Below are 25771 nucleotides of genomic sequence, written 5' to 3' on the forward strand. Positions count from 1 at the left end.
CGCCTAAAGCGCCTCCGCTTTATCCGAAAACACACCTGTTGGCCGCCAGCGGCATTGCCGCCCTGCTTAGCCTGGCATTGCTGGTGTTCCCATCCAGCGACGTGGAAGCCAAGAAAACCACTCTCAACCTCGAGCTGGAAACCCCAGCCGAGCAACTGAAAGACGAATCCCGCGCGGCGCCACTGGTGCAGGCAAACGGTGAGCAAGGCTCGCCGTTTGCGCAGATCGATGAGGCGGCTGCCTCCACCCAGAAAGCCGAACAGCAAACCCCACCAGCCGAAGCCGCCGCACAGCCTGCGAAAGACCCTGCCCACCGGGAAGTCACCGTCGCAAGCGGGGATACCTTGTCAACGCTGTTCGCCAAGGTCGGCCTGCCGGCCAATGCGGTCCACGACATTCTTGCCAGCAGCAAGCAAGCCAAGCAGTTCAGCCAGCTCAAGCATGGCCAGGTCCTGCAGTTCGAATTGGACAAGCAAGGCCAGCTGGCCAGCTTGCACAGCAAGGTCGGCAGCCTCGAAACCATTCGCCTGACCAAGACGGCCAAGGGCTACACCTTCAACCGTGAAATCAGCAAACCCGTAGTGCGCACCGCCTACGCCCATGGCGTCATCAAGAGCTCGCTCTCGGCATCGGCACAACGCGCCGGGTTGTCCCACAGCCTGACCATGGACATGGCCAAGGTGCTGGGCTACGACATCGACTTCGCCCAGGATATTCGCCAAGGTGACGAGTTCGACGTGGTCTATGAGCAGAAGGTGATGGACGGCAAAGTGGTCGGCACCGGTAATATCCTCTCGGCGCGCTTTACCAACCGCGGCAAGACCTACACGGCCGTGCGCTATACCAACAAGCAAGGCAACACCAGCTACTACACGGCCGATGGCAACAGCCTGCGCAAAGCCTTCATCCGCACACCCGTGGATTTCGCGCGCATCAGCTCCCGCTTCTCTGCCGGGCGCAAGCACCCGATTCTCAACAAGATCCGCGCCCACAAGGGGGTGGACTATGCAGCCCCGCGAGGCACGCCCATCAAGGCCGCGGGTGATGGCCGTATCGAGCTGGCCGGCCGGCGCGGCGGCTACGGCAATACGGTGATCATTCAGCACGGCAATCGGTACAAGACCTTGTACGGTCACATGCAAGGCTTTGCCAAAGGCATCAAGACCGGGGGCTCGGTCAAGCAGGGCCAGATCATCGGCTATATCGGGACCACCGGCCTTTCCACCGGTCCCCACCTGCACTACGAGTTCCAGGTCAACGGCGTGCATGTTGACCCGCTGAGCCAGAAAGTGCCGATGTCCGATCCGATCGCCAAGAACGAGCGCCAGCGTTTCCTGCAGCAAAGCCAGCCGCTGATCGCACGCATGGATCAGGAAAAAGCCACGCTACTTGCCATGAACAAACGGTGAGCCCATGGGCCTTTACCTAGGTGTGATGTCAGGGACCAGCCTGGATGGGCTGGACATCGCCCTGATCGAGCAAGGCGAGCACATCGAACTGCTCGCCACCCATTATCTGCCCATGCCAACGGAGCTGCGGCAAGCGCTGCTTGACCTGTGTACTTCTGGGCCGGATGAAGTAGCGCGGGTCGCCCTCGCTGAGAACCTGTGGGCGGCCTTGGCAGCCCGAGGCATACTGGATTTGCTCGACCACCATGCCTTGCAGCCCAAAGACATTCGCGCTATCGGCAGCCATGGCCAGACCATTCGCCATGAGCCTGCCCGAGGCTTCACCGTGCAGATCGGCAACCCGGCGCTCCTGGCTGAACTGTCAGGCATCACGGTCGTGGCCGACTTTCGTCGCCGTGACGTAGCGGCCGGTGGTCAGGGCGCGCCGCTCGTCCCGGCGTTCCACGAAACGCTGTTCGGCCATCTCGAACAGCCGCTGGCCATTCTGAACGTGGGCGGTTTCAGCAACCTCAGCTTGATTGCCAAAGACAAGCCGGTCCGAGGCTTCGATTGCGGACCGGGCAATGTCCTGATGGACGCCTGGATCGAGCGCAAACGCGGCCAGACATACGATGCCAACGGCGCCTGGGCGGCGTACGGGGCTGTGCAACCTGCCCTGCTGGCCTCCCTCATGGCCGACCCATTCTTTGCCGGCAGTGGGCCTAAGAGTACAGGCCGAGAAGTCTTCAACCTGCGCTGGCTGGACAGCCATCTCGCTGCGCTGCCTGCCTACCGCGACGAGGACGTCCAGGCAACGCTGCTGGAAGTCAGCGCCCAAAGCATCATCGATTCGCTGAGCACCGCACAGCAGGGCACCAGGACCCTTCTGGTATGTGGGGGTGGCGCACACAATGGCGCCTTGATGGCTCGCCTTGCAACAGGTCTGCCTGGCGTGAAGGTATCCAGCACAGCCGAACAGGGGGTAGACCCTGATTGGGTTGAGGCCATGGCGTTCGCCTGGCTGGCGCATTGCTGCCTTGAGGGCATCCCTGCCAACCGCCCCAGCGTTACAGCCGCCAAAGGCCTGCGTGTTCTGGGCGCCATCTATCCGGCCTGAGCCATTGACCTGTCCAACGAAAAACGCCGCGCTTAAGCGCGGCGTTTTGACGAAGGCAAGGCTTCAGATCGAGAACGAAGAGCCACAGCCACAGGTGGTGGCAGCATTGGGGTTCTTGATAATGAAGCGCGAGCCTTCCAGGCCCTCCTGGTAATCCACCTCGGCACCGGCCAGGTACTGGAAGCTCATCGGGTCCACTACCAGCGAGACCCCCTCGCGCTCCACGATGGTATCGTCGTCGGCCACTTCCTCATCGAACGTGAAGCCATACTGGAAACCCGAGCAACCACCACCGGTGACGAATACACGCAGTTTCAGGCGGTCATTGCCCTCTTCGGAAACCAGGTTCTTCACCTTCAGCGCAGCACCGTGGGTAAATTCCAAAACCGTAGGGGTGAAGGTTTCGACGCTCATGTTGATTCTCCCGGCCGACGGCCGTCATAAAACTCGATGACGGCCATTATCCGCTTTCCCGAGAAAATCGGTCAACAATAGGCGACGGGCAGGTCGCGATCAGCACAGCTCGCCGTAAGCCCTCGTCAGCTTACGGCAACAGGCCGGCATGGCTCAGCCCCATGCGCTCATCAAGCCCGAATACGATGTTCAGGTTCTGCACGGCCTGCCCGGAAGCGCCTTTGACCAGGTTGTCGATGACCGACAACACCACGACCAGATCACTCCCTTGTGGACGATGAACAGCAATGCGGCAGACGTTGGCGCCGCGCACGCTGCGGGTTTCGGGGTGGCTACCGGCGGGCATCACGTCCACGAAGGGTTCGTTGGCGTAGCGCTTCTCGTAAAGCGCCTGGAGGTCGACCGATGTGTCGGCGACAGTCGCATACAAGGTGGCATGGATGCCGCGGATCATCGGCGTCAGGTGAGGGACGAAGGTCAGGCCAATGTCCTTGCCCGCAGCCAGACGCAGGCCCTGGCTGATTTCCGGAAGGTGACGATGCCCCTTGACCGCGTAGGCCTTCATGCTCTCACCGGCCTCACAGAACAGCGACCCGACCGCCGCACCCCGTCCGGCACCGCTGACACCGGATTTGCAGTCGGCGATCAAGCGCGACGCGTCGGCCAAGCCAGCTTCGAGCAACGGCAGGAAACCCAGTTGAGTGGCGGTTGGGTAGCAGCCCGGAACCGCGATCAGGCGCGCCTGGCGGATCTTGTCGCGGTTGACCTCAGGCAAACCGTACACGGCACCGTCGAGCAGATCAGGCGCGCCGTGAGGCTGGCCGTACCACTTTGCCCACTCCACTGCGTCCTGCAGGCGGAAGTCGGCCGACAGGTCTATGACCTTGGTGCCCGCCGCCAGGAGCTCGCCCGCCAGGGCATGAGCGACACCATGGGGGGTGGCAAAAAACACCACATCACACGCGCCCAGGGTCTTGCTGTCAGGCACGCTGAATGCAAGGCCGTCGTAATGGCCGCGCAGGTTCGGATACATGTCGGCCACCGCCACACCGGCTTCCGAGCGCGAGGTGATGACCGCTACCTCGGCCTGTGGGTGCTGAGCCAGCAGACGCAACAGTTCGACGCCGGTGTAACCCGTGCCGCCGACGATACCGACCTTGATCATAACGCTTGCCCCTTATCAACGAGCCGTCTGGAAAAACGCACGATGATAGGGGCGTGATGCGTCTGTCACAACACTTCAGGTGTCCCTGAGGGCGCCTGGGCACTACTATCTGACGACCGTGAATACCTGAAGGAATGCCCCGATGCTCTACCTATGGATCAAAGCGCTGCACATCGTCAGCGTCGTATGCTGGTTCGCCGGCCTGTTCTACTTGCCACGGCTGTTCGTCTACCATGCCCAGAGCCAGGACAGCATCAGCCAGGACCGGTTCGTGACGATGGAACGCAAGCTGTACCGAGGCATCATGAACCCGGCGATGATCGCCACGTATGTGTTCGGCGCCTGGATGCTCTACCTCACACCGGGGTGGCTGAGCCAGGGCTGGCTGCACGCCAAGCTGACACTGGTGCTTCTGCTGACCGGCTACCACCATGTGTGCGGGGCCCAGCGCAAACGCTTCGCCGCCGGCACCAACACCCGCAGCCATGTCTACTATCGCTGGTTCAACGAGGTACCTGTTCTGATCCTCCTGGCGGTCGTCATCTTGGTGGTGGTCAAACCGTTCTGAGAATGGTGCCCAGCACTGGGGCTGCCAGGAAGGTGCAAAGCTACTCGCCGATCGTCGTAAGCGCCACTGACAGCCCACGCAGCGGCGCACTCCCAAGCTTGGGCGGCCCAGCAAAACGCAGCATCCGCCACCGCCAAGCTGTACACTAGATGCCCTCTTCGGCCCCAGGAGCCCTGCATGACCCGTTACGCCATGATCACCGGCGCCTCCACCGGCTTGGGCCTGGCCCTGGCGGAGGCCCTGGCACGGCGCGGGCGCAACCTGATCCTGGTCGCACGCCACCGTGAAACCCTGGAGCCGGTCGCCATCGAGCTTGCCCAGCGTTTCGGCGTCGAAGTGCTGTTGCGTGCGTGCGATCTGAGCCAACCGCTTAGGCTGTCAGGGTTCGTCCTCGAGCTGGAAGAAGGCGAGCGGCGCATCGATTTGCTGGTCAACTGCGCCGGTCAGCGCACCTATGGCCCATTCCTGGCCCATGAATGGGCCGACGAACAGGACCTGCTCGAAGTCAACGTGCTGGCACTGAGCCGCTTGTGTCATGCCATCGGCAATCTGATGGCGGTACAGGGCGGCGGCCAGATCCTCAACGTTGCCGGGCTGGCCGGCGTGGCCCCCGGGCCATGGATGGCCACCTATGCCGCCAGCAAGGCATACGTAATGAATTTCTCCCAGGCCCTGCGCGAAGAGCTCAAACCCACAGGCATCAAGGTCTGCGTGCTGTGCCCGGGGCCGGTGCGTTCCTCACGGCGCCACATCGCCCGGCTCGAAGGCAAAAGCCGCTGCCTCAGCCCCGAGGAAGTGGCGCTGTACACCGTTCGCGCGCTCGCCCGCAACCGCGCCTTGATTCTGCCGGGGCGACGCAATCGCTGGCTGGCGTTCGCCCCGCGCCTGCTGCCGAACGGGTTGGTGCGCAAGCTGGCAGGTGTGATTCACCGGCGTTATTGTCCAGTCGGTATGGAATAGTCGCTGGGCGAGCGGCTTCGGCCTGAGTACACTCGGCCCGGACCCTCACCATGGAGCAAGTGCTGTGGACGATTTATTCCTCAAGATCATTAACCGGGAGATCCCGGCGAAGATCATCTACGAAGATGACCAGGTTCTGGCATTTCACGACATCGCCCCCCAGGCCCCGGTGCATTTTCTGGTCATTCCGAAAAAGCACATCCGCACCCTCAACGACCTGACCGAAGAAGACAAGGGCCTGGCTGGGCACATTCTGTTCACGGCCCAGCGTCTGGCCAGGGAACTGGGCTGCGAGGAAGGCTTTCGCGTGGTCATGAACTGCAATGAACAAGGTGGGCAGACGGTCTACCACATTCACATGCACGTGCTCGGCCAACGCCAGATGAACTGGCCACCGGGCTGATCCACCGCAAGCGACTCGAGCGCGATTGGGTTAGACTGTCGGGCACATTCTTGCGGAGGTGCCCGATGGCTACCGAACGTCACTATTCCCCGCTCGACCGCTTGTTGCTGCAGGCCGACACCGCCATGCGCACCTTGCTGCCGTTCAGCGGCCAACCCTCTCGTCCGTCCCCGGCCATCGTCAAGCCCGCCGTCGAACTCGAAGATCGGCAGGCACGTCACGTGGCAGGGCTGATGCGCATCAACCACACCGGTGAAGTCTGCGCCCAGGCGCTTTATCAAGGCCAGGCTTTGACGGCCAAGCTGCCGTCGGTGCGCAAGGCCATGGAGCGTGCTGCAGATGAGGAAATCGATCATCTGGCCTGGTGCGAACAACGCATCCGTCAACTCAACAGCCACCCCAGCGTCCTGAACCCGCTGTTCTACGGCATGTCATTCGGCATCGGCGCTTTTGCCGGGCTGGTGAGCGACAAGGTGAGCCTGGGCTTCGTGGCAGCGACGGAGCACCAAGTCTGCAAGCACCTGGACGAGCACCTGGTACAGATCCCTACTGAAGATGAAAAATCCCGAGCCATCCTCGAGCAGATGCGCGTCGACGAAGAACAGCACGCCGATACGGCACTGCAAGCCGGTGGCTACCGCTTCCCTGCGCCTGTGCGTTTTGGCATGAGCCTGCTGGCCAAGGTCATGACCAAGAGCACCTATCGCATCTGAAGGCTCGCCATGACAACACGTTTCGATGCCAAGGACCTGGCGCGAGCGGTCGAGGCGGGGATTCTCCAGCCAGGCCAGGACCAGGCCTTGCAAGCCTTTCTCAGCCAGCATCAAGAGGCGACGGGCAGCCTTCAACTGGCCCACAGCGCGTTCTACTTCGGCGCGCTGCTGGTCATGGGGGCCATGGGCTGGCTGCTCAACGAGGCATGGCTACGCATCGGCGACACCGCGTTGCTGGCCGTGGCCAGTGCCTATATCGGGTTGCTGACCCTGGTCGCACTCAGTCTTCAAAAGCGCAAGCAACCCATTGCGGCCGGCGTACTGGCCGCAGCCGCGGTCAGTATCGTGCCACTGGCGGTCTTCGCGCTGGAGCGGTTGCTCGGTTGGTGGCCGCTCGATGACGTGCAAGCCGATTACCACCAGTACTACACCCATGTACAGGGCGGTTGGCTGGCCATGGAGGCCGCCACCGTTGTTGCAGGTGTGGCGATGCTCCGCCTTGTCCCCTACCCGTTTATCGTCATGCCCATTGCCGTTGCCCTGTGGTTCATGTCGATGGACCTTACCGAGTGGGTATTCGGCGCGCCATTCAGTTGGGAACAACGCCGAGTGGTATCTCTGTGGTTCGGGTTGGCGACCTTGCTGGTGTTTCTGGTAGTCGATGGCAGGACGCGGCAAGACTATGCCCATTGGGGCTATCTGGCCGGCCTTGCAGCCTTCTGGGGTGGGTTGACGATGCTCGACAGCGGCAGTGAATGGGGGAAAGCCACCTACTGCCTGATAAACCTTGTGCTCATGGGGGTTGCAGTGTTGCTGCGCCGGCCCGTCTTCATGGTGTTCGGAGCACTTGGCGTTGCCGCCTACCTGGGGTACCTGGCGTATGACGTATTTGCCCAATCCCTGCTGTTCCCGGTGTTGGTCAGCTTGATCGGCCTGGGCGTCATAGGGCTGGGCCTGCTTTACCAAAAACACCGGGAGGCGTTGAGCCAGTCGGTCAGAAGCGCACTACCAGGCTGGCTATACGCGACACTGCCAGCACTGCGCCATTAAGCGCCGCCGGCACGCGCCGCGCAGCTCGACCCGTTGCTCAACCCAGTTCCACGATCTCGTAGCCATGGGTGATTTCGACCCCGGCACGCTCAAGCATGATCGACGCCGAGCAGTATTTTTCGGCCGAAAGCTCGACGGCACGCTTGACCTGGGCCTCTTTCAACCCGCGGCCCTTTACCACGAAATTCATGTGGATCTTGGTAAATACCTTTGGATCCTCGCCTGCCCGCTCGGCCTCGAGAAACGCTTCGCAGCTCTCCACCGCCTGGCGCGACTTTTTCAGGATGCTGACCACATCGAAACTGCTGCACCCGCCCAGGCCCAACAACAGCATTTCCATCGGCCTGACGCCCAGGTTGCGGCCGCCGGCCTCGGGTGGGCCATCCATCACCACGACGTGGCCGCTGCCGGACTCGCCAAGGAACATTGCCTCACCGGCCCACTGGATACGTGCCTTCATCACCCGAACTCCTGAATTCGCAAAAAGGGTGTCAGCTTAGTCGTTGTGCCGCTGTGGGAAAAGTATGTAAGGAGGCGCTTTAGTGCCGAAACATTTTGTAGTGTCTGATAAGCTGGCGCCAATCGAATGGCGTTTTTCCAGCCAACAGCCATGGACGCCCATGGACTGCACAGAACAGGATTTCGCGATGGTAGCCTCTGCCCTACCCCCAAAGATCAAGAACATCGACAAACTGCTGGTGCACTGCCAACGCCGGCGCTACAGCGCCAAGAGCAACATCATCAGTGCAGGTGAACGCGCGCAGACGTTGTCGTTCATCATCAAGGGGTCGGTCACCATCCTCATCGAAGACGAAAATGGCCATGAAATGATCATCGCCTACCTCAACAGCGGTGACTTCTTCGGTGAGCTAGGGCTGTTCGAACCGGTTGAGGCGCAGCAGCATCGTAGCGCCTGGGTTCGGGCCAAGACCGAGTGCGAAGTGGCGGAAATCAGCTACGACAAGTTCCGCGAACTAGTACGACACGAGCCGGACATGCTCTACGCCGTCAGTAGCCAGATGGCCCAGCGCCTGCGCGACACTACCCGCAAGGTTGGGGACCTGGCCTTCTTCGATGTCACCGGCCGAGTTGCGCGGTGCTTGCTCGATTTGTGCAAGCAGCCCGACGCCATGACCCATCCAGACGGCATGCAGATCAAGATCACCCGTCAGGAAATCGGGCGAATCGTCGGTTGTTCACGGGAGATGGTCGGCCGCGTCCTGAAGGACCTGGAAGAACGCAGCCTGGTCCAGGTCAAGGGCAAGACCATGGTGGTACATGGCACGCGCTAGCTGACGGGCACCTCAGCCAGCACCTGCGCGTACGCTTGGGATAGCCGTGCGAACCACGGTGCCGCCGGTGCTACCTCATGCAAGGCGATGTGTGCATCGGCGCGGCATCGCTGTTCAAGGTTGCAGCACATATTGAAGTGGTTGACGGCAGCTACCATTGCCTCCCGGTCGTTATCCAGCAGCAATGCCCCATGCACCAGCACCACCGGGCCGTTGCTTGCGGCGGCCTGGCGCCAGCGCTGGGCGGTCCCCACCAACTTGCGGCCATTGAGGTTGACGTTGTACCGGCCATCGCAGAATGCACCCTCGATCTCGCCCACCGAGGCGACACCTCCCCACTCCTGCAGCACCTCGCACAGTGGCAGGCACAAGCGCTGGTAGGCTTTTTCGATACGCCCTTGATCGCCCTCACTGCGCGGGGCCGCATAGACCAGGGCGATATTTACCGTCGAATGGGACTGCGGTACAGGTTCGCCGCCGGTTTCGCGCAGCAGCACTGGCCAGCCAGCGCCAGCCAATTGCGCACTCGCCGCTTCAAAGTGCTCCAGCCGGCTCATCCTGCGAGGCATCACTAGCGCCTGGTCAGTGGGGCGCCAGAACAACACACCGTTATCGCGCTCGCCCCGGCAAACGGCGGCCAGCAGGTCCTGTTCGGCAAGCAGCCCTTGCTCGACGGTAAGGGCCAGGGGCTGGTCAGTCATTGATTCACCTTCGATTGAGTTACGCAGCCTGTGGCCACTACCGTTAGCGTCACAGCCTCTGCACGACAGGCATCAGGGCGAACGCGCCCCTGAGCCAGATGGCAACCATGAAAAAGCCGGCAACATGGCCGGCTTGGTTCATTCAGTCCAGTTGCTGAATGGTCTTTTTCACTTGATCAGGGAAGAACAAGCGCTGGAGCTCGAGCCCCGGGTTCTCAGCCCGCATGAATGCCTCACCCACCAGGAATGAATAGACGCGGTTGATCTTCATCAGCTGCACATCGGCCTGATTGAGGATGCCGCTCTCGGTAATGGCGAGCCGATCCGCGGGGATACGTGGCAGCAGGTCCAGCGTGGCCTCCAGGTTCACTTCGAAGGTATGAAGGTTACGGTTGTTGACCCCCACCAATGGCGTGTCCAGCGTCTTGAGTGCGCGCTCAAGCTCAGCACCATCGTGCACCTCCACCAGCACATCGAGCCCGACCGACTTGGCCGTGGCGGCCAGCTCGGCCATTTTCACATCGTCGAGCGCCGACACGATCAGCAGCACGCAATCTGCGCCCAGAGCACGGGCCTCGACGATTTGATAAGGGTCGACCATGAAGTCCTTGCGGATCACCGGCAGCGACACGGCTGCGCGCGCTTCTTTGAGGTAGTCGTCCGCCCCCTGAAAATAATCGACATCCGTTAACACCGACAGGCAAGTTGCGCCGCCTTTCTCGTAGCTCACGGCAATGTCTGCAGGGACGAAAGGCTCCCGGATCACACCTTTGCTAGGGGAGGCCTTCTTGATTTCAGCGATCACCGCTGGCTGCTTGCGCTCGGCCTGACGCAGCATGGCCTTGGCGAAACCACGGGGCGCGTCGGCCGCCTTGGCCAACTGCTCAAGTTCGGCAAGGCTTACGCGAGCACTGCGCTCGGCCACTTCCTCGAACTTGCGGGCGATGATCTTTTCCAGCACCGTTGGCACGCTCATGCTTCATTCTCCACCTTGAATACGGCCGTAAACGCACCCAGCTCCTGCAGTTTCTCCCAGGCCAACCCGGTGTGCAGCACGTCGTGGGCAAGTTCAACGCCGGCCTTCAGGCTCATGGCGTGATCTGCGGCATATAGGGCTGCACCGGCATTGAGCACGATCATCTCGGCGGCCTTCTGGCCGTTCTCGGTCTTGCGTCGACCCAGCGCATCACGAATCAGCGCCAGGGACGCTTGCGGGTCCTCGACCGCCAGGCCATGAAGGCTCTGGCTCTTCATGCCCAAGTCTTCCGGTTCAACCCAGTACTCGGAAATCTCGCCATTTTTCAATTCAGCCACGAAAGTGGGCGCTGCCAGGCTGAACTCGTCCAGTCCATCCTTGGAATGCACCACCAGCACATGCTTGCTGCCCAGGCGGTGCAGCACCTCGGCCAAAGGACGGCAGAGCGCCTGGGTGAACACCCCAACCACCTGATGCTTCACACCGGCCGGATTCGTAAGCGGGCCAAGCATGTTGAACAAGGTCCTGAGCCCTAGATCGCGACGCGGCCCAGCGGCATGTTTCATGGCGCTGTGGTGACTCTGGGCGAACATGAAGCCGATACCCAGGCTGTCGATGCAGCGGGCCACCTGAACGGGCGTCAGGTTCAGGTAGATGCCAGCCGCTTCCAGCAGGTCTGCGCTGCCACTTTTGCCGGACACCGCCCGGTTCCCATGCTTGGCGACGGTGCAGCCGGCAGCGGCCAGTACAAAAGCGGATGCGGTAGACACGTTGAAGATATTGGCACCATCGCCCCCGGTACCCACGATGTCGACTACCCCATCAAGGGTGTTCAGCTCGACCTTGTCAGCCAACTCCCGCATGACCGACACCGCGCCAACGATTTCGTCGATGCTTTCACTTTTCATGCGCATGCCCATCAGAAATGCGCCAATCTGCGCTTCACTGCATTGGCCGGTCATGATCTGGCGCATCACGCCGCGCATTTCATCGGTGGAAAGGTCCAGATGGCCGACGATGCGACCCAGCGCGTTCTTGATATCCATATTCGTTCCTTAGCGGTGGCCGCCAGTCTGCTGGAGGAAATTGGCGAACAGTTCATGGCCCTGCTCGGTGAGTATCGACTCGGGGTGAAATTGCACGCCCTCGATATTCAACGTCTTGTGCCGTACACCCATGATCTCGTCGACCGAGCCATCTTCGTGTGCGGTCCAGGCCGTCACTTCCAGGCACTCCGGCAGCGTCTGGCGCTTGATCACCAGCGAATGGTAGCGGGTCACGGTCACCGGATTGTTCAGGCCGCTGAATACGCCAAGGTCGCGATGGTGGACGGGGCTCGTCTTACCGTGCATCACCTGGCGTGCACGCACGACATCGCCACCGAACGCCTGGCCGATGGACTGATGGCCCAGGCACACGCCCAGAATCGGCAGTTTACCGGCGAAATGAAGGATGGCTTCGATGGACACACCGGCTTCGCTCGGCGTACAGGGCCCAGGCGAAACGACGATGCGCTCCGGCGCGAGGGCTTCGATCTGGGCAATGGTCATTTCGTCATTGCGAATGACCCGCACATCAGCCCCTAACTCGCCCAGGTACTGGACGACGTTGTAAGTGAATGAGTCGTAATTGTCGATCATCAGTAACATCGGATGAAACCTCTTGAACCTACTGACTTCATGATTCGAACCTTCCTGTACCTGTCGCAGGCGCAACTTTGCCGCTAAAGACGTTGAGACAGGAAGGCAAACAGGGGCGGGCCGGACGGACCGGCAGAGGATAAAGTCAGGCGCGCCAACGCCAACGGGCGTGGGCCTTGATAACGCGCATCAAGAGTTTGCTGACGATCAACACAGGGTAGGTCTCGCTCATACGTCTCGGCACAGTAGCCTACCGGGGCGGCGGGCGCAATATGCCCGTAAACACTGGGAAACGAATGGCATCAGGTGCGATGCGCGGCGTTTTGCTAAGGTCGATGAAGTTGTCCTGATAAAAACAAAGAAAAGGATGTTTCTTGATGCTCAACGTACCGTTATTGCGCGTCACCGCCGCCTCACTGGCATTGGCCTGCGGCCAGGCATTTGCATCTGCTGACCCGTACGCTTCATTGATCGTATTCGGTGACAGCCTGAGCGACGCCGGCCAGTTCGCAGGCCTTCGCTTCACCAACCGCAATGCCGATGGCAGCTATGCACCTGTGTCGCCGATGATCCTGGGCGCTCGCCTGGGCCTGGGCGCCGATGCGCTTGGGCCTTCCACATCACCGGTCAATGCGGCGCTGGGCCTGCCCGATGGCAACAACTGGGCGGTTGGCGGCTATACCACCAAGCAGATCCTGGACTCCATCACCACCACCTCCAGCACGGTCATCCCACCGGGACTTCTGGGCGCGGGCCTGGTGCTTCGGGAAAAGCCTGGCTACCTGGCAACGGGCCTTCGCGCCGATCCCAATGCACTTTATTACGTGACAGGCGGCGGCAACGACTTCCTGCAGGGCCTGGTCAACAGCCCAGCCGACGCCGTGGCTGCCGGTGCACGCCTGGCCGCCAGTGCTCAGGCCCTGCAACAGGGTGGTGCCCGCTACATCATGGTTTGGCTGTTGCCTGATCTTGGCCAGACGCCCAACTTCAGCGGTACGGCGCAGCAAAATCCCCTGTCGTTGCTGTCCGGTGTCTTTAACCAGGCACTGGTCAGCCAACTCAGGCAAATCGACGCTCAGGTCATCCCCCTGAATGTCCCACTGTTGCTGAGCGAGGCCCTGGCCCACCCCGCTCAGTTCGGACTGGCCAGCGACCAGAACCTGGTCGGTACGTGCTATAGCGGCGAAAGCTGCGTCGGCAACCCCGTGTATGGCGTCAACGGCATCACGCCAGACCCCACGAAGCTATTGTTCAACGACGCCGTGCACCCGACCATTGCTGGCCAGCAACTGATCGCCGATTACGCCTACTCCGTTCTGGCCGCCCCTTGGGAGCTTACCCTGCTTCCCGAAATGGCCCACGCCAGCGTCAGCGCTCATCAGGATGAACTGCGCAACCAATGGCAGGCCCCTTGGCAAGCGGTCGGTCAGTGGCAGCCTTTCATCGCCGCTGGTGCGCAAGACCTGGACTTCGGCGGGCAACGCAGCGCCGCCAACGGTGACGGCCACGGTTACAACCTGACTTTCGGCGGTAGCTACCGGGTCGATGATGCCTGGCGGCTGGGGCTGGCTGGCGGCGTGTACCGGCAGAAGCTGGAAGTGGGCAGCCATGATTCGGACTACACACTCGACAGCTACCTGGCCAGTGTCTTTGCGCAGTACCGCCAGCACCGCTGGTGGGCAGATGCGGCATTGACCGTCGGGCACCTGGATTATGACGATCTGAAACGCACCTTCGCGCTGGGGGTGAGCGAGCGCAGTGAAAAAGGCGATACCCAGGGCGAAACATGGGCCGTGTCTGGCCGACTGGGCTATAACCTGGCGCCGGAAAGTGCCCGCTGGCAGCTGGCGCCATTCCTGAGCGCTGACTATGCCAGGGTCAAGGTCGATGGCTATGACGAAAGGAGCGGTCGCGCGACGGCGCTGGGGTTCGATGACCAGGAGCGCACGTCACGACGGCTGGGCCTGGGCCTGCTGGGTAGCGTGCAGGTATTGCCTGCTACCCGAGTATTTGCCGAGGTGGCTCAGGAGCACGAGTTCGAGCATGACCAGCAGGACGTACGCCTGAACTTCACCGCTTTGCCAGCCAATGATTTCACACTCGACGGCTATACCCCCCATAGCAACTTGACCCGAGCGAGCCTTGGGGTCAGCCATGAAGTGGTGGCAGGGGTGAATGTGCGTGCCGGCTACAACTGGCGCAAGAGCGATGAGCTCAAGCAACAAGGTATGAGCCTTGGCGTTAGCGTGGATTTCTAGCAAAGGGCCAGCCTGAAATTAACGGGGCCGCTTCGCGGCACAAGACCGCTCCTACAAAACCCTTTGAGCCTACTAACTCAGGCATTACGAGGGCAGTGTAGGAGCGGTCTTGTGCCGCGATGGGCCGTGAAACGGCCCCAACGATCTTGAGTGAACAGCATTACGCTCATACAGGGGCTTGGACTGCGTCACCCCTCAGGCAACCGCCACCTACCGAGAAGTGGTCTGTTCGGCCAGCGCCACCGCACGGAACATGGCCCGACGCTTGTTGATGGTTTCTTCCCACTCCAGCGCTGGCACCGAATCGGCAACAATGCCACCGCCGGCCTGTACGTGCAGCTCTCCATCCTTGATCACGGCCGTACGGATGGCGATCGCCGTATCCATGTTGCCGTTCCAGGCGAAGTACCCCACTGCGCCGCCATAAACCCCGCGTTTGACCGGTTCCAGCTCATCGATGATCTCCATCGCACGGATCTTGGGCGCCCCGGACAGCGTACCGGCAGGCAGGATGGCCCGCAGTGCATCCATCGCCGTCAACCCTTCGCGCAACTGGCCGGTGACGTTGGAAACGATGTGCATGACATTGGAATAACGCTCGATCACCATCTTCTCGGTCAGGCGCACACTGCCTGTGGACGATACGCGGCCGACGTCGTTGCGCCCCAGGTCAATCAGCATCAGGTGCTCTGCGATTTCCTTGTCGTCCGACAGCAAATCGTCTTCCAGCGCGCGATCGGCCTCCTCTGTCGCACCGCGTGGGCGTGTACCGGCGATGGGTCGCACCGTGACCAGGTTGTCCTCGACCCGCACCAGCACTTCGGGCGAGCTGCCGACGACATGAAAGTCCCCAAAGTTGAAGAAATACATGTACGGCGTCGGGTTGAAGCAACGCAAGGCGCGGTAGAGGTCGATGGGTGCTGCCTTGAAGTCGATGGACATGCGCTGCGACGGCACCACCTGCATGCAGTCACCGGCCAGGATGTATTCCTTGATACGGCCGACGGCATGCTCATAATCGTCACGCGTGTAGCTCGACCGGAATGCAGGCTCGGCTGCCTGAGGCCCGCTCAGGTCCAGCCCGCGGCGTGGCGTGATGGGTTGGCGCAGCGTTTCGAGCAGGCTTTGCAGGCGCGCCTGGCCTTGCTCATAGGCCTGTTCCTGGGCAGGGTCAACCAGCACGATGGCGTGCATCTTGCCAGCGAGGTTGTCGAACACCACCACGGCATCGGAGACCATCAGCAGGATGTCCGGCACCCCGAGAGGGTCCGGGTTGGGGCTCGCGCCCAAGCGCTTTTCAACGTAACGCACGCAGTCATACCCGAAATAGCCGACCAGTCCACCGTTGAAGCGCGGCAGGCCCGGAACGTCGGCCACGTTGTAGCGCTGCTTGAAGGCTTCGACGAACGCCAGGGGGTCCTCGACGTCATGGCTTTCGACCTCGACGCCGTCCTGCAGGATGGACACGTGGTAGCCATGCACACGCAGCACGGTCCGCGACGGCAGACCAATCATCGAGTACCGCCCCCATTTCTCGCCGCCCTGCACCGATTCGAGCAGGTAGGAATTGGGCTGGTCAGCCAGTTTCAGGTAGATCGACAGGGGCGTATCGAAGTCGGCCAGGGTTTCGCAGGCCAGGGGGATGCGGTTATAGCCGGCAGCGGCCAGGCGCAGGAATTCTTCGCGGATCATGAGTAGCCTCGTGGCAAACAGCATTGGTTCGGGCAAACGGATGGGCCGGCATACGCCGGCAGGCAGGCGTCAGGCGCGCCAACGCCATCGGGCCAGGGCCTTGATGACTTTCATCCAGAATTTGCCGGTAACCGCCACGTTGGACCCTTTTTGGTCTGAGGCTTGAAGGTCCGCCAACGTTATCCCAGTGGCAGGGTCTACGCAACCGGGCAACAAAGCCCGCAGGTCATCGATCACAAGGCTGGGCGATTCCTCTTCGATGGGCCGCCCGTGGTTGTAGCCATAGGTCAGCCCGACGCATTGCACGCCGGCTGCCTTCGCAGCCAGCACGTCGCTGCGCGAATCGCCGACGAACAACGCTTGCTGCGGGGTTACGCCGGCCATCTGCATCACGAACAGCAACGCCGCTGGGTCCGGCTTCTTCTGAGCCAGGGTGTCTCCGCCGATGATCCAGCGGAAATAGCTGCCCAGCTTCATCTGGTCCAGCAAAGGCCCCACGAAGCGCTCCGGCTTATTGGTGATCAAGGCCATTTCCACACCGCGCTTGCGCAGCCAGCGCAAGGTGTCCTGCACGCCTGGATACACGACTGTCAGGTCGTGGCTTTCGGCGTAGGCGTCCATGAACAGCGCCAAGGCCTGTTCGGCCAGGGCATCGTCCACCCCGGCGTGATCGATATCATCCGCCAGAGCACGGCGTACCAGCACCTGCGCGCCATTGCCCACCCACTGGCGCACGGCATCGAGGCCAGCGGCGGGTCGGCCGAGTTCGAGCAGCATGCGGTCCACCGCTGCGGCCAGGTCCGGGACGGAGTCGACCAAAGTGCCATCCAGATCGAACATCACCAGCCTGGGCAGCGCTCCTGGGAACAGCTGCTCGAAGCCGCTCATGGGCGCGCCTGTGCCAGTTCGCTGCGCATCTGGGCGATGACCTGCTGGTAGTCGGGGGCGTTGAAGATCGCCGACCCGGCCACGAAGGTATCGGCACCGGCGGCGGCGATCTCACGGATGTTCTTCACGTTCACACCACCGTCGATTTCCAGACGAATGTCGCGGCCGCTGGCATCGATCAGCGCGCGCGCCTCACGCAGCTTGTCGAGCGTGCCCGGAATGAACTTCTGGCCACCGAAGCCTGGGTTGACGCTCATCAGCAGCACCATGTCGACCTTGTCCATCACGTATTTCAGGACGTCCAGGCTGGTGGCCGGGTTGAACACCAGACCGGCCTTGCAGCCGCCGTCCTTGATCAGTTGCAACGAACGGTCGATGTGCTGGGTCGCTTCCGGGTGGAAGGTGATGTAGGTGGCGCCGGCCTCGATGAAGTCGCCGATGATGCGGTCCACGGGGCTGACCATCAGGTGCACGTCGATCGGCGCGGTCACGCCGTACTTGCGCAGCGCAGAGCAGACCATGGGGCCGATGGTCAGGTTGGGGACGTAGTGGTTGTCCATCACGTCGAAGTGGACGATATCGGCGCCTGCGGCCAGGACATTGTCGACCTCCTGGCCCAGGCGGGCGAAGTCGGCGGAAAGAATGGAGGGGGCAATAGCGTAGGGCTGCATGGCGCACCTGTTGGGCAGAATCACGGTGGCGCGCATTGTAACTCAGGCAAAGCGGTGAAGGCTGATTGGTATCAACGCAGGTCGAGCAGCGGTTGCAACAGGCGCTGGCTTGTCTGTCGCCACACGGGCTGACAAGCCAGCACAGACAGCGCTGTCAGGCCGGCTGCTGGGTGCGCAGTTTCTCGCTGCGCCCCCGTAGCCATTCCAGGGTCAGCAGCAGCACCACCGAAAAACCGATCAGCAGGGTCGCCGCAGCCGCAATGGTCGGGCTCAGGTTCTCGCGAATGCCACTGAACATCTGCCGTGGCAGGGTCGCCTGCTCTGGTCCGGCCAGAAACAAGGTCACCACCACCTCGTCGAAGGATGTGGCGAAGGCAAACAACGCCCCGGAAATCACGCCGGGCGCGATCAACGGCAAAGTCACCTTGCGGAACGCCAGCAGCGGCGAAGCACCCAGGCTGGCAGCCGCGCGCACCAGGTTGTAGTTGAAGCCTTGCAGCGTCGCCGACACGGTGATGATCACGAACGGCACACCCAACACCGCGTGCACCAGAATCAGCGAGGTGAAGCTGTTGCCAAGGCCCAAGGGCGCGAAGAACAGGTAGCTGGCCACGCCGATGATCACCACCGGCACCACCATCGGTGATATCACCAAGGCCATTACCAGGGACTTGCCGGGGAAATCACCGCGGGTCAGCCCGATGGCCGCCAGCGTCCCGAAGACCATGGCCAGCACGGTCGCCGCCGGGGCGACGATGATGCTGTTCTTCAAGGCCCGCATCCATTCGGCCGAGCCGAAGAAGTCCTGGTACCACTGCAGCGAGAAGCCTTGCAGCGGGTAGACCAGGAAGCTGCCGCTGTTGAACGACAGGGGCACGATCACCAGCACCGGCAGGATCAGAAACAGCAATATCAGGCCACAGAGAATACGCAGGCTGTAGAACCAGACCCGCTCGATGGGCGACATGTAAGGGCTCAGCATGACAAGGCTCCTCAGCTCAGGCGCAGGCGGCTGGCGCCGACCAGCCAGCTATAGATCAGGTACAGCAGCACGGTGGCCAGCAGCAGCAGACCGCCCAGCGCGGTGGCCATGCCCCAGTTGATGCTGGTGTTGGTGTAGAACGCCACGAAATAACTGACCATCTGGTCGTTCGGGCTGCCAAGCAGCGCAGGCGTGATGTAGTAGCCGATGGCCAGAATGAATACCAGCAAGCACCCGGCACCTACCCCGGCATAGGTCTGCGGGAAGTACACTCGCCAGAAGCTGGCGAACGGATGGCAGCCCAGGGAAATGGCAGCGCGCATGTAGCTCGGGGAAATGCCTTTCATCACGCTGTACAACGGCAGGATCATGAAGGGCAGCAGGATGTGCACCATCGAGATGTACACGCCGGTACGGTTGAAGACCAGCTCCAGCGGCTGATCGATGATGCCCATGGCCATCAGCGCACTGTTGATCAACCCTCCGGACTGCAGCAGCACGATCCACGCGGCCACCCTTACCAGGATCGAGGTCCAGAACGGCAGCAGGACCAGGATCATCAACAGGTTGCTCTGGCGTGTCGGCAGGTTGGCCAGCAGGTAAGCCAGCGGATAGGCCAGCACCAGGCAGATGGCGGTGATCACCACGCCCATCCACAGGGTGCGGGTGAAAATATCCAGGTAGATGGCTTGGTCCGGCGTGGCCTTGGCCAGTTCGCCCAGGTCGTCGATACGGTGGTCCAGCGACGCCAACAGATAGAAAGGTGTCAGGGTACTGGTATTGCGGCGAATCGCCTGCCAATAGGCAGGGTCGCCCCAGCGCTCGTCCAGCGCCTGCAAGCCGTCCTTGTAGGAGACAGGCTCGGCCTTGAAGGGCAGCGCCCGTGCGGTCTTGGCCAACAGGCTGCGGTAGCCGGCCAGCTCCATGTTCAAGCGCTTGGACAGGTCACCCAGGGTCTGGTTCTTGCGCGATTCGGCCAAGTCCTGGCTCAACGCCTTGTAGACGTCCTCGCCAGGCAGGCCCTTGCCATCCCACTGGGTGATGATATCGACCGTGCGCGGCAAGCCGGCGACCACTTCCGGGTTACCGACGCTCTTGTACAACAAGGCTGCGATCGGCACCAGAAACACCAGCAGCAGAAACAGCGCCAGGGGCGCGATCAGCGCCTGGGCCTTCCAGCGGTTGACCCGCTCGGCGTGTTTAAGGCGCTGTTTGAGATTGGGACCGGCGCCTTCGTTGAGGGGCACTGCAATGGCCATGGCGAACTCCACGATACACACTGAAAGAGGGGCCGCCGCGCGGCCCCTTGCACTGGACGTTTACTTCTTCGCCGCCCAGGCGTTGAAACGTTGCTCCAGCTGCTCGCTGTTGTCCGCCCAGAAGGCCACGTCGATCTGCACCTGATTGGCGATGTTCTCAGGCGTGGTCGGCATGTCTTTCTTGACCTCTTCGGACAGCAGGTCGACCGCCTTGCTGTTGGCCGGGCCATAGGCGATGTTTTCGGAATACACCTTCTGCTGTTCAGGCTGCACGCTGAAGGCGATGAATTTCTTCGCCTCGTCGCTGTTCTTGGCGCCCTTGGGAATGGCCCAGGCGTCGAAGTCATAGATGCCGCCGTTCCACACCACCTTCAGATTGCTCTCCTTCTGCACGGCAGCGATGCGCCCGTTGTACGCCGAACTCATGACCACGTCGCCCGAGGCCAGGTACTGCGGCGGCTGGGCGCCGGCTTCCCACCACTGAATGCTCGGTTTGAGCTGGTCGAGCTTCTTGAAGGCGCGGTCCACGCCTTCTTTGGTACCCAGCACCTTGTACACTTCCTTGGGCGCCACACCATCGGCCATCAAGGCGAATTCCAGGGTGTACTTGGCGCCTTTGCGCAGGCCGCGCTTGCCTGGGAATTTCTCGGTGTCCCAGAAATCGGCCCAGCTGCTCGGGGCGGTCTTGAGCTTGTCGGCGTTGTAGGCCAGCACCGTCGACCAGACGAAGAAGCCGACACCACAAGGCTGGATCGCACCTGGCACGTAGTCGGCCTCGTTGCCGAACAGCGCAGGGTCGAGCTCTTCGAACATGCCCTCGTCGCAGCCTCGGGCCAGTTCGGGTGATTCCACCTCGACCAGGTTCCAGGAGACACTCTTGGTGTCGACCATGGCCTTGACCTTGGCCATTTCACCGTTGTACTCACCGGCGACGATCTTGCCCTTGCCGGCCTTTTCCCACGGCTCGTAAAACGCCTTTACCTGGGCGGCCTTGTTGGCGCCGCCGAACGACACCACGGTCAGGTCCGCAGCCATGCTCTGGCCAGCGGCGAACAGCCCAAGGGCCAGGGCGGTCAGTTTCAACTGCTTGCGCATTTATTATTCTCTCCACAGTTCAGGGTTGGTGCTGCAAACCATCAATGGGCTTCGGTGATCGGATCCAGTGCACGGGCGTGTTCTACCTCCCAACCCAGTGGCACCACATCGCCCACGGCCAGGGCCGGGTCGAGTTCGGCGATGGGCTGCTTGACGAAGAAGTCGGCCTTGCCACACACCTCCAGACGAACGCGCACGTGGTCGCCCAGGTAGATGAACTCGGCCACACGGCCGGAAAAGCGGTTGGCGCAGTGCTCGCTGTGGCCATTGAGCCGTACCCGCTCCGGACGGATCGACAGGGTCACCGCTTCGCCTGGCCGGCCCACGTTTACAGCCAAGGCCTCGACCCGCTCGCCGCGCGCCAACTGCACCTGACAGCGGTTACCGTCATGGGTGAGCAAGGTGCCGTTGAGCCGGTTGTTCTCACCAATGAAGTTGGCGACGAACGTGTTGCTGGGTGCTTCATACAGGGTGCGTGGATCGGCGATCTGCTGAATCTCCCCCTGGTGGAACACCGCCACCCGATCGGACATGGTCAGCGCTTCGCCCTGATCGTGGGTCACGTACACCACGGTCACGCCCAGGCGCTGGTGGATGTGCTTGATCTCCATCTGCATGTGTTCACGCAGTTGCTTGTCCAGCGCGCCCAGTGGCTCGTCCATCAACACCAGTTGCGGCTCGAACACCAACGCCCGCGCCAAGGCCACGCGCTGTTGCTGCCCACCGGACAATTGGCCCGGGTAGCGCTTGGCGAAGCTGTCGAGCTGAACCATGTTCAATACCCGTTTGACCCGCTCGCTGATATCGGTCTTGCTCAGGTTGCGCACGGTCAGGGGAAACGCGAGGTTCTCGGCCACGGTCATGTGCGGGAACAAGGCGTAGTTCTGGAACACCATGCCGATATCGCGCTTGTGCGGGGGTACGTTGTTGATGGAGCGACCGGCCAGCTGGATTTCCCCGGCGGTAGGGGTCTCGAAGCCAGCGAGCATCATCAGGCTGGTGGTCTTGCCGGACCCGGAAGGCCCCAGCAGGGTGAGGAACTCGCCCTTGCGGATGTCGAGGTTGAGGTTCTTGACGATCAGCGACTCGCCGTCGTAGCTCTTCTGCACACCACGGAAGCTGACCAGCGTTTCGCCGGTGGCAGCGTTCGACTTCGCCTCGCTCATGCCTGCACCTTATTGTTGGATGACTGCGTGGGGCAAAGCGTAGAAGAGCCGCATCCCCCCGCAAATCGGGCGCCCAGAGAGAATGCCATCGTCCGGATGGAAGATTTGTTGTAGGGCACGCCCTACAAGCATGGCGCTTTCAGAACACAGGCCCACACAGTTCCAGGTGCTTGACCGCCAGCCCTTGAGCGCAAGACCGCGCCTATGCAGGCAGCGGCGCTGCGGGCGGCGGAAGATACAGGCTGGCAGCCTTCGTCTAGGCACCGGGTCACGGCAGCGATGGCGCGGCCGTGAATGTCGCAATCAGATCAGCTTGTGCTCCATCGCATACTTGACCAGCTCGGCCAGCGAATTCACCTTCAGCTTCTGCATCAGGCGCGCCTTGTGGGTGCTGATGGTCTTGCTCGACAACGCCAGTTGCTGGGCGATGTCATTGACGTTGGCGCCCTGGGCCAGGCGTTCGAACACCGAAAACTCCCGTTCCGACAGCAAGGTGTGCAAAGGCCTGGATTCGGTCAGGCCCACTTCGAACACCATGCGGTCTGCCAGCGCCGGATCGATGTAACGCCCACCACCGGCTACCCGGCGTATCGCCGCCAGCAATAATGCCGGGTCGCTGTCCTTGGTCGCGTACCCGGCCGCCCCGGCCTTCAGGGCGCGGGCTGCCATCTGCGCCTCGTCATGCATCGACAGCATCAGGATCGCAGGCGCATCGTGCAGGGCACGGATGCGCGGGATCGCTTCCAGTCCACTCACGCCCGGCATCGAAATATCCAGCAGCACCACGTCGCACCGGGTGTGCCGCAGGCTGTCGAGCAACTGCTCGCCGTTTGCGGCTTCCCCTACCACCTGCATGTCCTTGGCCAGCCCGATCAACTGCTTGATCCCTTCCCGGACAATGGTGTGGTCCTCGGCCACCAGCACTCGAATCACGTTCGCTCCTCCTGCTCCAGGGCAATGGCTACGCTCAAGCGCGTGCCGTCGCCGGGCTCACTGTGCAGCACCATGCTGCCGCCCATCATCAATACCCGCTCGCGCATCCCGACCAGGCCAAACGAGCTGGGGCGCGGCTGGTCTGGGCAGAAACCCTGCCCGTCGTCACTGACCGTCATGCGCAACTGCCCGGCCTCGCGCACCAGCTCGATTTCCACGCTGTGCGCCTGGGCGTGGCGCATCACATTGGTGAGTGCTTCCTGAAGGATACGGAAAAGGCCCGTTGCCCGGGCGTCGCTCAACGCCGGCAGATGGTCAGGAACCTGCACCAGGCAAGGAATCTGGGTGCGCGCCTCGAAGCGCCGGGCTTGCCACTCGATGGCCGAGGCAATCCCGGCATCCAGAATGGGCGGGCGCAGCGCCGTGGCGACATCGCGTACCAGCTGAAACAACTGGCTGATCAGACGCTTCATGGTGGTCAGCCGCTCATTGAGGCCGGGGTCCAGTTCGGCAAAGGCCAGTTCGCACATGGATACTTCAAGCTTGAGTACGGTCAGCATCTGGCCCAGCTCATCGTGCACCTCGCGGGCGATTCGGGCTTTTTCCTCCTCGCGCACGCTTTCAAGGTGCGCCGAGAGTTCGCGCAGCTGCTCTTGGGAACGGGCTAGGGCCCGCTCGGCGCGCTTGCCCTGGGTGATGTCCCAGACCACCCCGTCCCAGACCAGCTGGCCGTTGCCCAGGCGCCGGGTGCTGGCCTTGATATCGGCCCAGCGTTGCTCGCCCTGACGCGTAAGGATGCGCCCCTGCCAGGCCCAGTCCTGCTCATTGGCCAGCGCCAGGTCTTGCACCCGGTGATAGTCGGCGCGGTCGTCGGGATGTACCAGGTTGCGCAGCCCCATCCGTGGGTGCTGGATCTCGCCAGGCGTATAGCCCACCAATGCTTCACTTCCCTCGCTGACATAGGGAAATTCAAGTCCACCCTCAGCGGGGTCTCGTTCCAGGCGAAACACCAGCCCTGGTACGTTGCCAGCGATCCCCTTCAGCCGTGCCTCGCTTTCGCGCAAGGCAGCCGTGGCGCGATGGCGCTCGGTGACATCGGCCAGATACACCACCAGGTATTCCGCATCGCGAAACCGCAGGAAACTCAAAGACAGCTCCACCGGCAGCAGACGACCGTCAGCGCGCAGGCATCTGGTTTCGAACTGCCCCACACCGCTGTCGCCTGAACGCGCACCTTTCCACAGTTCCAGCCAGCGTTCCATGCTCAACGAGGGCTCGAAGTCCCCCAACGGCTTTTCCAGCAAGGCGCCTTCGCCATAGCCCAGCATGCGCTCGGCGGCCGGGTTGGCATAGCGCACATGGCTGTCCCAGTTGACCCAGAGAATACCCACGGTGCTCTGGTCAATGGCGAACTGGCTCAGGCGCGAGGCTTCATCGCGCGCATGCCGCTCTACCAGTCGCTCACGGGTGGCCAACAGACTGCGCTCCAGCTGGCTCTGCTGGCGGCGCTGCCATACCAGGGTGATCAACGCGCAGATCAGCAACAGCCCCAGTAACAAGGCCAGGTTTTGCCAGAACCCCGGCGACTCGCTGATCCTGGGATACCTGGGCTGCAACCAGCGCTGATGCAGCTGTTCCAGTTCTTTGGCCGGCAGTGCCTGCAAACCACGCTCCAGCACCTCGGCCAACAGTGGCCAGTCTGGCCGAGAACCCATGCGCAGCAGCTGCGGCAGGCCGATATCCCCCACCACCGCCAGTTCGCTGAACTCGCTTTCACGGGACAGACGACTGAGTTGGGCCTCGTCCATGACGGCGTAGCTGGCCTGCCCTCCGACCACCAGTTGCAGGGCCTCACGGTCGTTCGGTACGCCCTGCAGGTTCAGGTTGCCGTAGTTGGCGCGCAGGTAATTGGCCAGAACCCCGGGCATGCGCACGGCCACGCGCTGGGCGGCGTCCAGTTTTTCCAGCTCAACGCCCAGCGCCGCGTTGCGGGGGCCCACGATCAACTGCGGCACGCGCATGTAGGGATCGCTGAATAACCATAGGCGCAAGGTGGCCGGCGTCTGGGTCAAACCTGGCGCGAAGTCGATCTCCCCTGCTTGCAAGGCCCTTTCGAGATTGGCCTGGTCTGGATAATGGCGCCACGTAAGGTCCAGATGCAGCACTTTGGCCAAGCTGCTCACCAGCTCCACGTTAGCCCCGTACAGCTGCTGCAGGCGCCGGTCGAACTGGGCATAGGGGGCTTGCAATACCAACCCCACGCGCAAGCTGCGATGGGTCTCGAGCCATTGTTGCTGCGTCGGCTCCAGTGTGACGCCAGGCAACGTCTCAGGCCTTGCCATGACCATCAGCGGCAGCCACAGGCAGCCGATCATCAACAGGCGATGCACTCGCTTCATCTACACGTTCGTCCACACAGGGGCGGCCATCGACCGTGGCC

Annotated in this window: 25 protein-coding genes; 9 read left to right on the forward strand and 16 right to left on the reverse strand. The window is 62.1% G+C overall.

From position 1 onward, the window contains the following. A partial coding sequence (locus tag ACK59L_RS04765; RefSeq protein WP_409272162.1) for a peptidoglycan DD-metalloendopeptidase family protein occupies nucleotides 1-1409 on the forward strand: 1409 nt, incomplete at its 5' end. A gap of 4 nt (nucleotides 1410-1413) precedes the next feature. After that, entirely contained in the window at nucleotides 1414-2505 is a 1092-nt protein-coding gene (locus ACK59L_RS04770) for an anhydro-N-acetylmuramic acid kinase (RefSeq protein WP_409272164.1), read from the forward strand. A 63-nt stretch (nucleotides 2506-2568) separates the two neighbouring features. Here ACK59L_RS04770 and erpA read toward each other — a convergent pair whose 3' ends face one another. After that, nucleotides 2569-2919: an iron-sulfur cluster insertion protein ErpA gene (gene erpA, locus ACK59L_RS04775; RefSeq protein ID WP_023532751.1), complete on the reverse strand. Its 351-nt coding sequence runs from the start codon at nucleotides 2917-2919 to the stop codon at nucleotides 2569-2571. A gap of 130 nt (nucleotides 2920-3049) precedes the next feature. Beyond that, nucleotides 3050-4084: an N-acetyl-gamma-glutamyl-phosphate reductase gene (gene argC, locus ACK59L_RS04780; RefSeq protein WP_409272166.1), complete on the reverse strand. Its 1035-nt coding sequence runs from the start codon at nucleotides 4082-4084 to the stop codon at nucleotides 3050-3052. A gap of 142 nt (nucleotides 4085-4226) precedes the next feature. Here argC and hemJ point away from each other — a divergent pair, with 142 nt between their 5' ends. The 5 genes from hemJ (at nucleotide 4227) to ACK59L_RS04805 (ending at nucleotide 7778) form a co-directional block, all read left to right on the forward strand. Next, nucleotides 4227-4652: a protoporphyrinogen oxidase HemJ gene (gene hemJ / locus ACK59L_RS04785; protein WP_023532455.1), complete on the forward strand. Its 426-nt coding sequence runs from the start codon at nucleotides 4227-4229 to the stop codon at nucleotides 4650-4652. 177 nt (nucleotides 4653-4829) lie between these two features. Next, nucleotides 4830-5612, forward strand: a complete 783-nt coding sequence (locus tag ACK59L_RS04790) for an SDR family oxidoreductase (RefSeq protein ID WP_058603063.1) — start codon at nucleotides 4830-4832, stop codon at nucleotides 5610-5612. Nucleotides 5613-5676: 64 nt separating this feature from the next. After that, entirely contained in the window at nucleotides 5677-6015 is a 339-nt protein-coding gene (locus ACK59L_RS04795; RefSeq protein ID WP_058603062.1) for a histidine triad nucleotide-binding protein, read from the forward strand. Nucleotides 6016-6080: 65 nt separating this feature from the next. Next, a complete protein-coding gene (gene coq7 / locus ACK59L_RS04800; protein WP_058603061.1) occupies nucleotides 6081-6728 on the forward strand; it encodes a 2-polyprenyl-3-methyl-6-methoxy-1,4-benzoquinone monooxygenase in 648 nt (215 codons plus the stop codon). Nucleotides 6729-6737: 9 nt separating this feature from the next. Beyond that, on the forward strand, nucleotides 6738-7778 hold the full coding sequence (locus tag ACK59L_RS04805; RefSeq protein ID WP_409272169.1) for a DUF2157 domain-containing protein: 1041 nt from the start codon (nucleotides 6738-6740) through the stop codon (nucleotides 7776-7778). Between the two features lie 37 nt (nucleotides 7779-7815). On the opposite strand, the gene ACK59L_RS04810 is transcribed toward ACK59L_RS04805, so the two are convergent. Beyond that, nucleotides 7816-8238 (reverse strand): OsmC family protein, encoded by a 423-nt coding sequence (locus ACK59L_RS04810; protein WP_023532673.1) that lies wholly within the window; start codon nucleotides 8236-8238, stop codon nucleotides 7816-7818. A gap of 187 nt (nucleotides 8239-8425) precedes the next feature. Here ACK59L_RS04810 and crp point away from each other — a divergent pair, with 187 nt between their 5' ends. Beyond that, complete coding sequence (gene crp, locus ACK59L_RS04815; RefSeq protein WP_196134849.1) at nucleotides 8426-9070, forward strand: cAMP-activated global transcriptional regulator CRP; 645 nt, start codon at nucleotides 8426-8428, stop codon at nucleotides 9068-9070. Here crp and ACK59L_RS04820 read toward each other — a convergent pair. The 4 genes from ACK59L_RS04820 to ACK59L_RS04835 all read right to left on the reverse strand — a co-directional run bounded on the left by ACK59L_RS04820 (nucleotide 9067) and on the right by ACK59L_RS04835 (nucleotide 12396). Continuing rightward, a complete protein-coding gene (locus tag ACK59L_RS04820; protein WP_196134848.1) occupies nucleotides 9067-9771 on the reverse strand; it encodes a lipoate--protein ligase family protein in 705 nt (234 codons plus the stop codon). The genes crp and ACK59L_RS04820 overlap by 4 nt on opposite strands. Before the next feature lie 142 nt (nucleotides 9772-9913). Then, nucleotides 9914-10747, reverse strand: coding sequence for an indole-3-glycerol phosphate synthase TrpC (gene trpC, locus ACK59L_RS04825; protein WP_409272172.1), 834 nt, complete (start codon nucleotides 10745-10747; stop codon nucleotides 9914-9916). Next, nucleotides 10744-11793, reverse strand: coding sequence for an anthranilate phosphoribosyltransferase (gene trpD / locus ACK59L_RS04830; RefSeq protein ID WP_409272174.1), 1050 nt, complete (start codon nucleotides 11791-11793; stop codon nucleotides 10744-10746). Before trpD ends, trpC begins: the two co-directional genes overlap by 4 nt. A gap of 9 nt (nucleotides 11794-11802) precedes the next feature. Next, nucleotides 11803-12396 carry an aminodeoxychorismate/anthranilate synthase component II gene (locus tag ACK59L_RS04835; protein ID WP_058639595.1) on the reverse strand — a complete coding sequence of 198 codons (594 nt, stop codon included), beginning with the start codon at nucleotides 12394-12396 and terminating at the stop codon, nucleotides 11803-11805. A 368-nt stretch (nucleotides 12397-12764) separates the two neighbouring features. Here ACK59L_RS04835 and estP point away from each other — a divergent pair, with 368 nt between their 5' ends. Continuing rightward, a complete protein-coding gene (gene estP, locus ACK59L_RS04840) occupies nucleotides 12765-14645 on the forward strand; it encodes an esterase EstP (RefSeq protein WP_409272176.1) in 1881 nt (626 codons plus the stop codon). A 210-nt stretch (nucleotides 14646-14855) separates the two neighbouring features. Here estP and trpE read toward each other — a convergent pair whose 3' ends face one another. The 9 genes from trpE to ACK59L_RS04885 form a co-directional block, all read right to left on the reverse strand. Further along, entirely contained in the window at nucleotides 14856-16337 is a 1482-nt protein-coding gene (trpE, locus tag ACK59L_RS04845) for an anthranilate synthase component I (RefSeq protein WP_409272178.1), read from the reverse strand. Between the two features lie 69 nt (nucleotides 16338-16406). Beyond that, nucleotides 16407-17225 (reverse strand): phosphoglycolate phosphatase, encoded by an 819-nt coding sequence (locus tag ACK59L_RS04850; RefSeq protein WP_058603052.1) that lies wholly within the window; start codon nucleotides 17223-17225, stop codon nucleotides 16407-16409. Beyond that, nucleotides 17222-17896: a ribulose-phosphate 3-epimerase gene (rpe, locus tag ACK59L_RS04855; RefSeq protein WP_058639616.1), complete on the reverse strand. Its 675-nt coding sequence runs from the start codon at nucleotides 17894-17896 to the stop codon at nucleotides 17222-17224. Before rpe ends, ACK59L_RS04850 begins: the two co-directional genes overlap by 4 nt. Nucleotides 17897-18050: 154 nt before the next feature. After that, nucleotides 18051-18878: an ABC transporter permease gene (locus ACK59L_RS04860; RefSeq protein ID WP_058603051.1), complete on the reverse strand. Its 828-nt coding sequence runs from the start codon at nucleotides 18876-18878 to the stop codon at nucleotides 18051-18053. Nucleotides 18879-18889: 11 nt separating this feature from the next. Next, the gene (locus ACK59L_RS04865; protein ID WP_058639599.1) at nucleotides 18890-20137 is read right to left on the reverse strand and encodes an ABC transporter permease; all 1248 of its coding nucleotides are present in this window, start codon (nucleotides 20135-20137) and stop codon (nucleotides 18890-18892) included. 60 nt (nucleotides 20138-20197) lie between these two features. Then, nucleotides 20198-21232 (reverse strand): ABC transporter substrate-binding protein, encoded by a 1035-nt coding sequence (locus tag ACK59L_RS04870; RefSeq protein WP_196134840.1) that lies wholly within the window; start codon nucleotides 21230-21232, stop codon nucleotides 20198-20200. Between the two features lie 41 nt (nucleotides 21233-21273). After that, nucleotides 21274-22398, reverse strand: coding sequence for an ABC transporter ATP-binding protein (locus tag ACK59L_RS04875; protein ID WP_058603048.1), 1125 nt, complete (start codon nucleotides 22396-22398; stop codon nucleotides 21274-21276). A gap of 303 nt (nucleotides 22399-22701) precedes the next feature. Further along, nucleotides 22702-23331 carry a response regulator transcription factor gene (locus ACK59L_RS04880; protein ID WP_058603047.1) on the reverse strand — a complete coding sequence of 210 codons (630 nt, stop codon included), beginning with the start codon at nucleotides 23329-23331 and terminating at the stop codon, nucleotides 22702-22704. Beyond that, nucleotides 23328-25730 carry a PAS domain S-box protein gene (locus ACK59L_RS04885; protein ID WP_409272182.1) on the reverse strand — a complete coding sequence of 801 codons (2403 nt, stop codon included), beginning with the start codon at nucleotides 25728-25730 and terminating at the stop codon, nucleotides 23328-23330. The genes ACK59L_RS04880 and ACK59L_RS04885 overlap by 4 nt, the downstream gene beginning before the upstream one ends. Nucleotides 25731-25771 lie beyond the last annotated feature (41 nt).

Source organism: Pseudomonas sp. KCJK9111, assembly GCF_046231935.1.
In the GTDB taxonomy this organism is placed as follows: domain Bacteria; phylum Pseudomonadota; class Gammaproteobacteria; order Pseudomonadales; family Pseudomonadaceae; genus Aquipseudomonas; species Aquipseudomonas parafulva_B.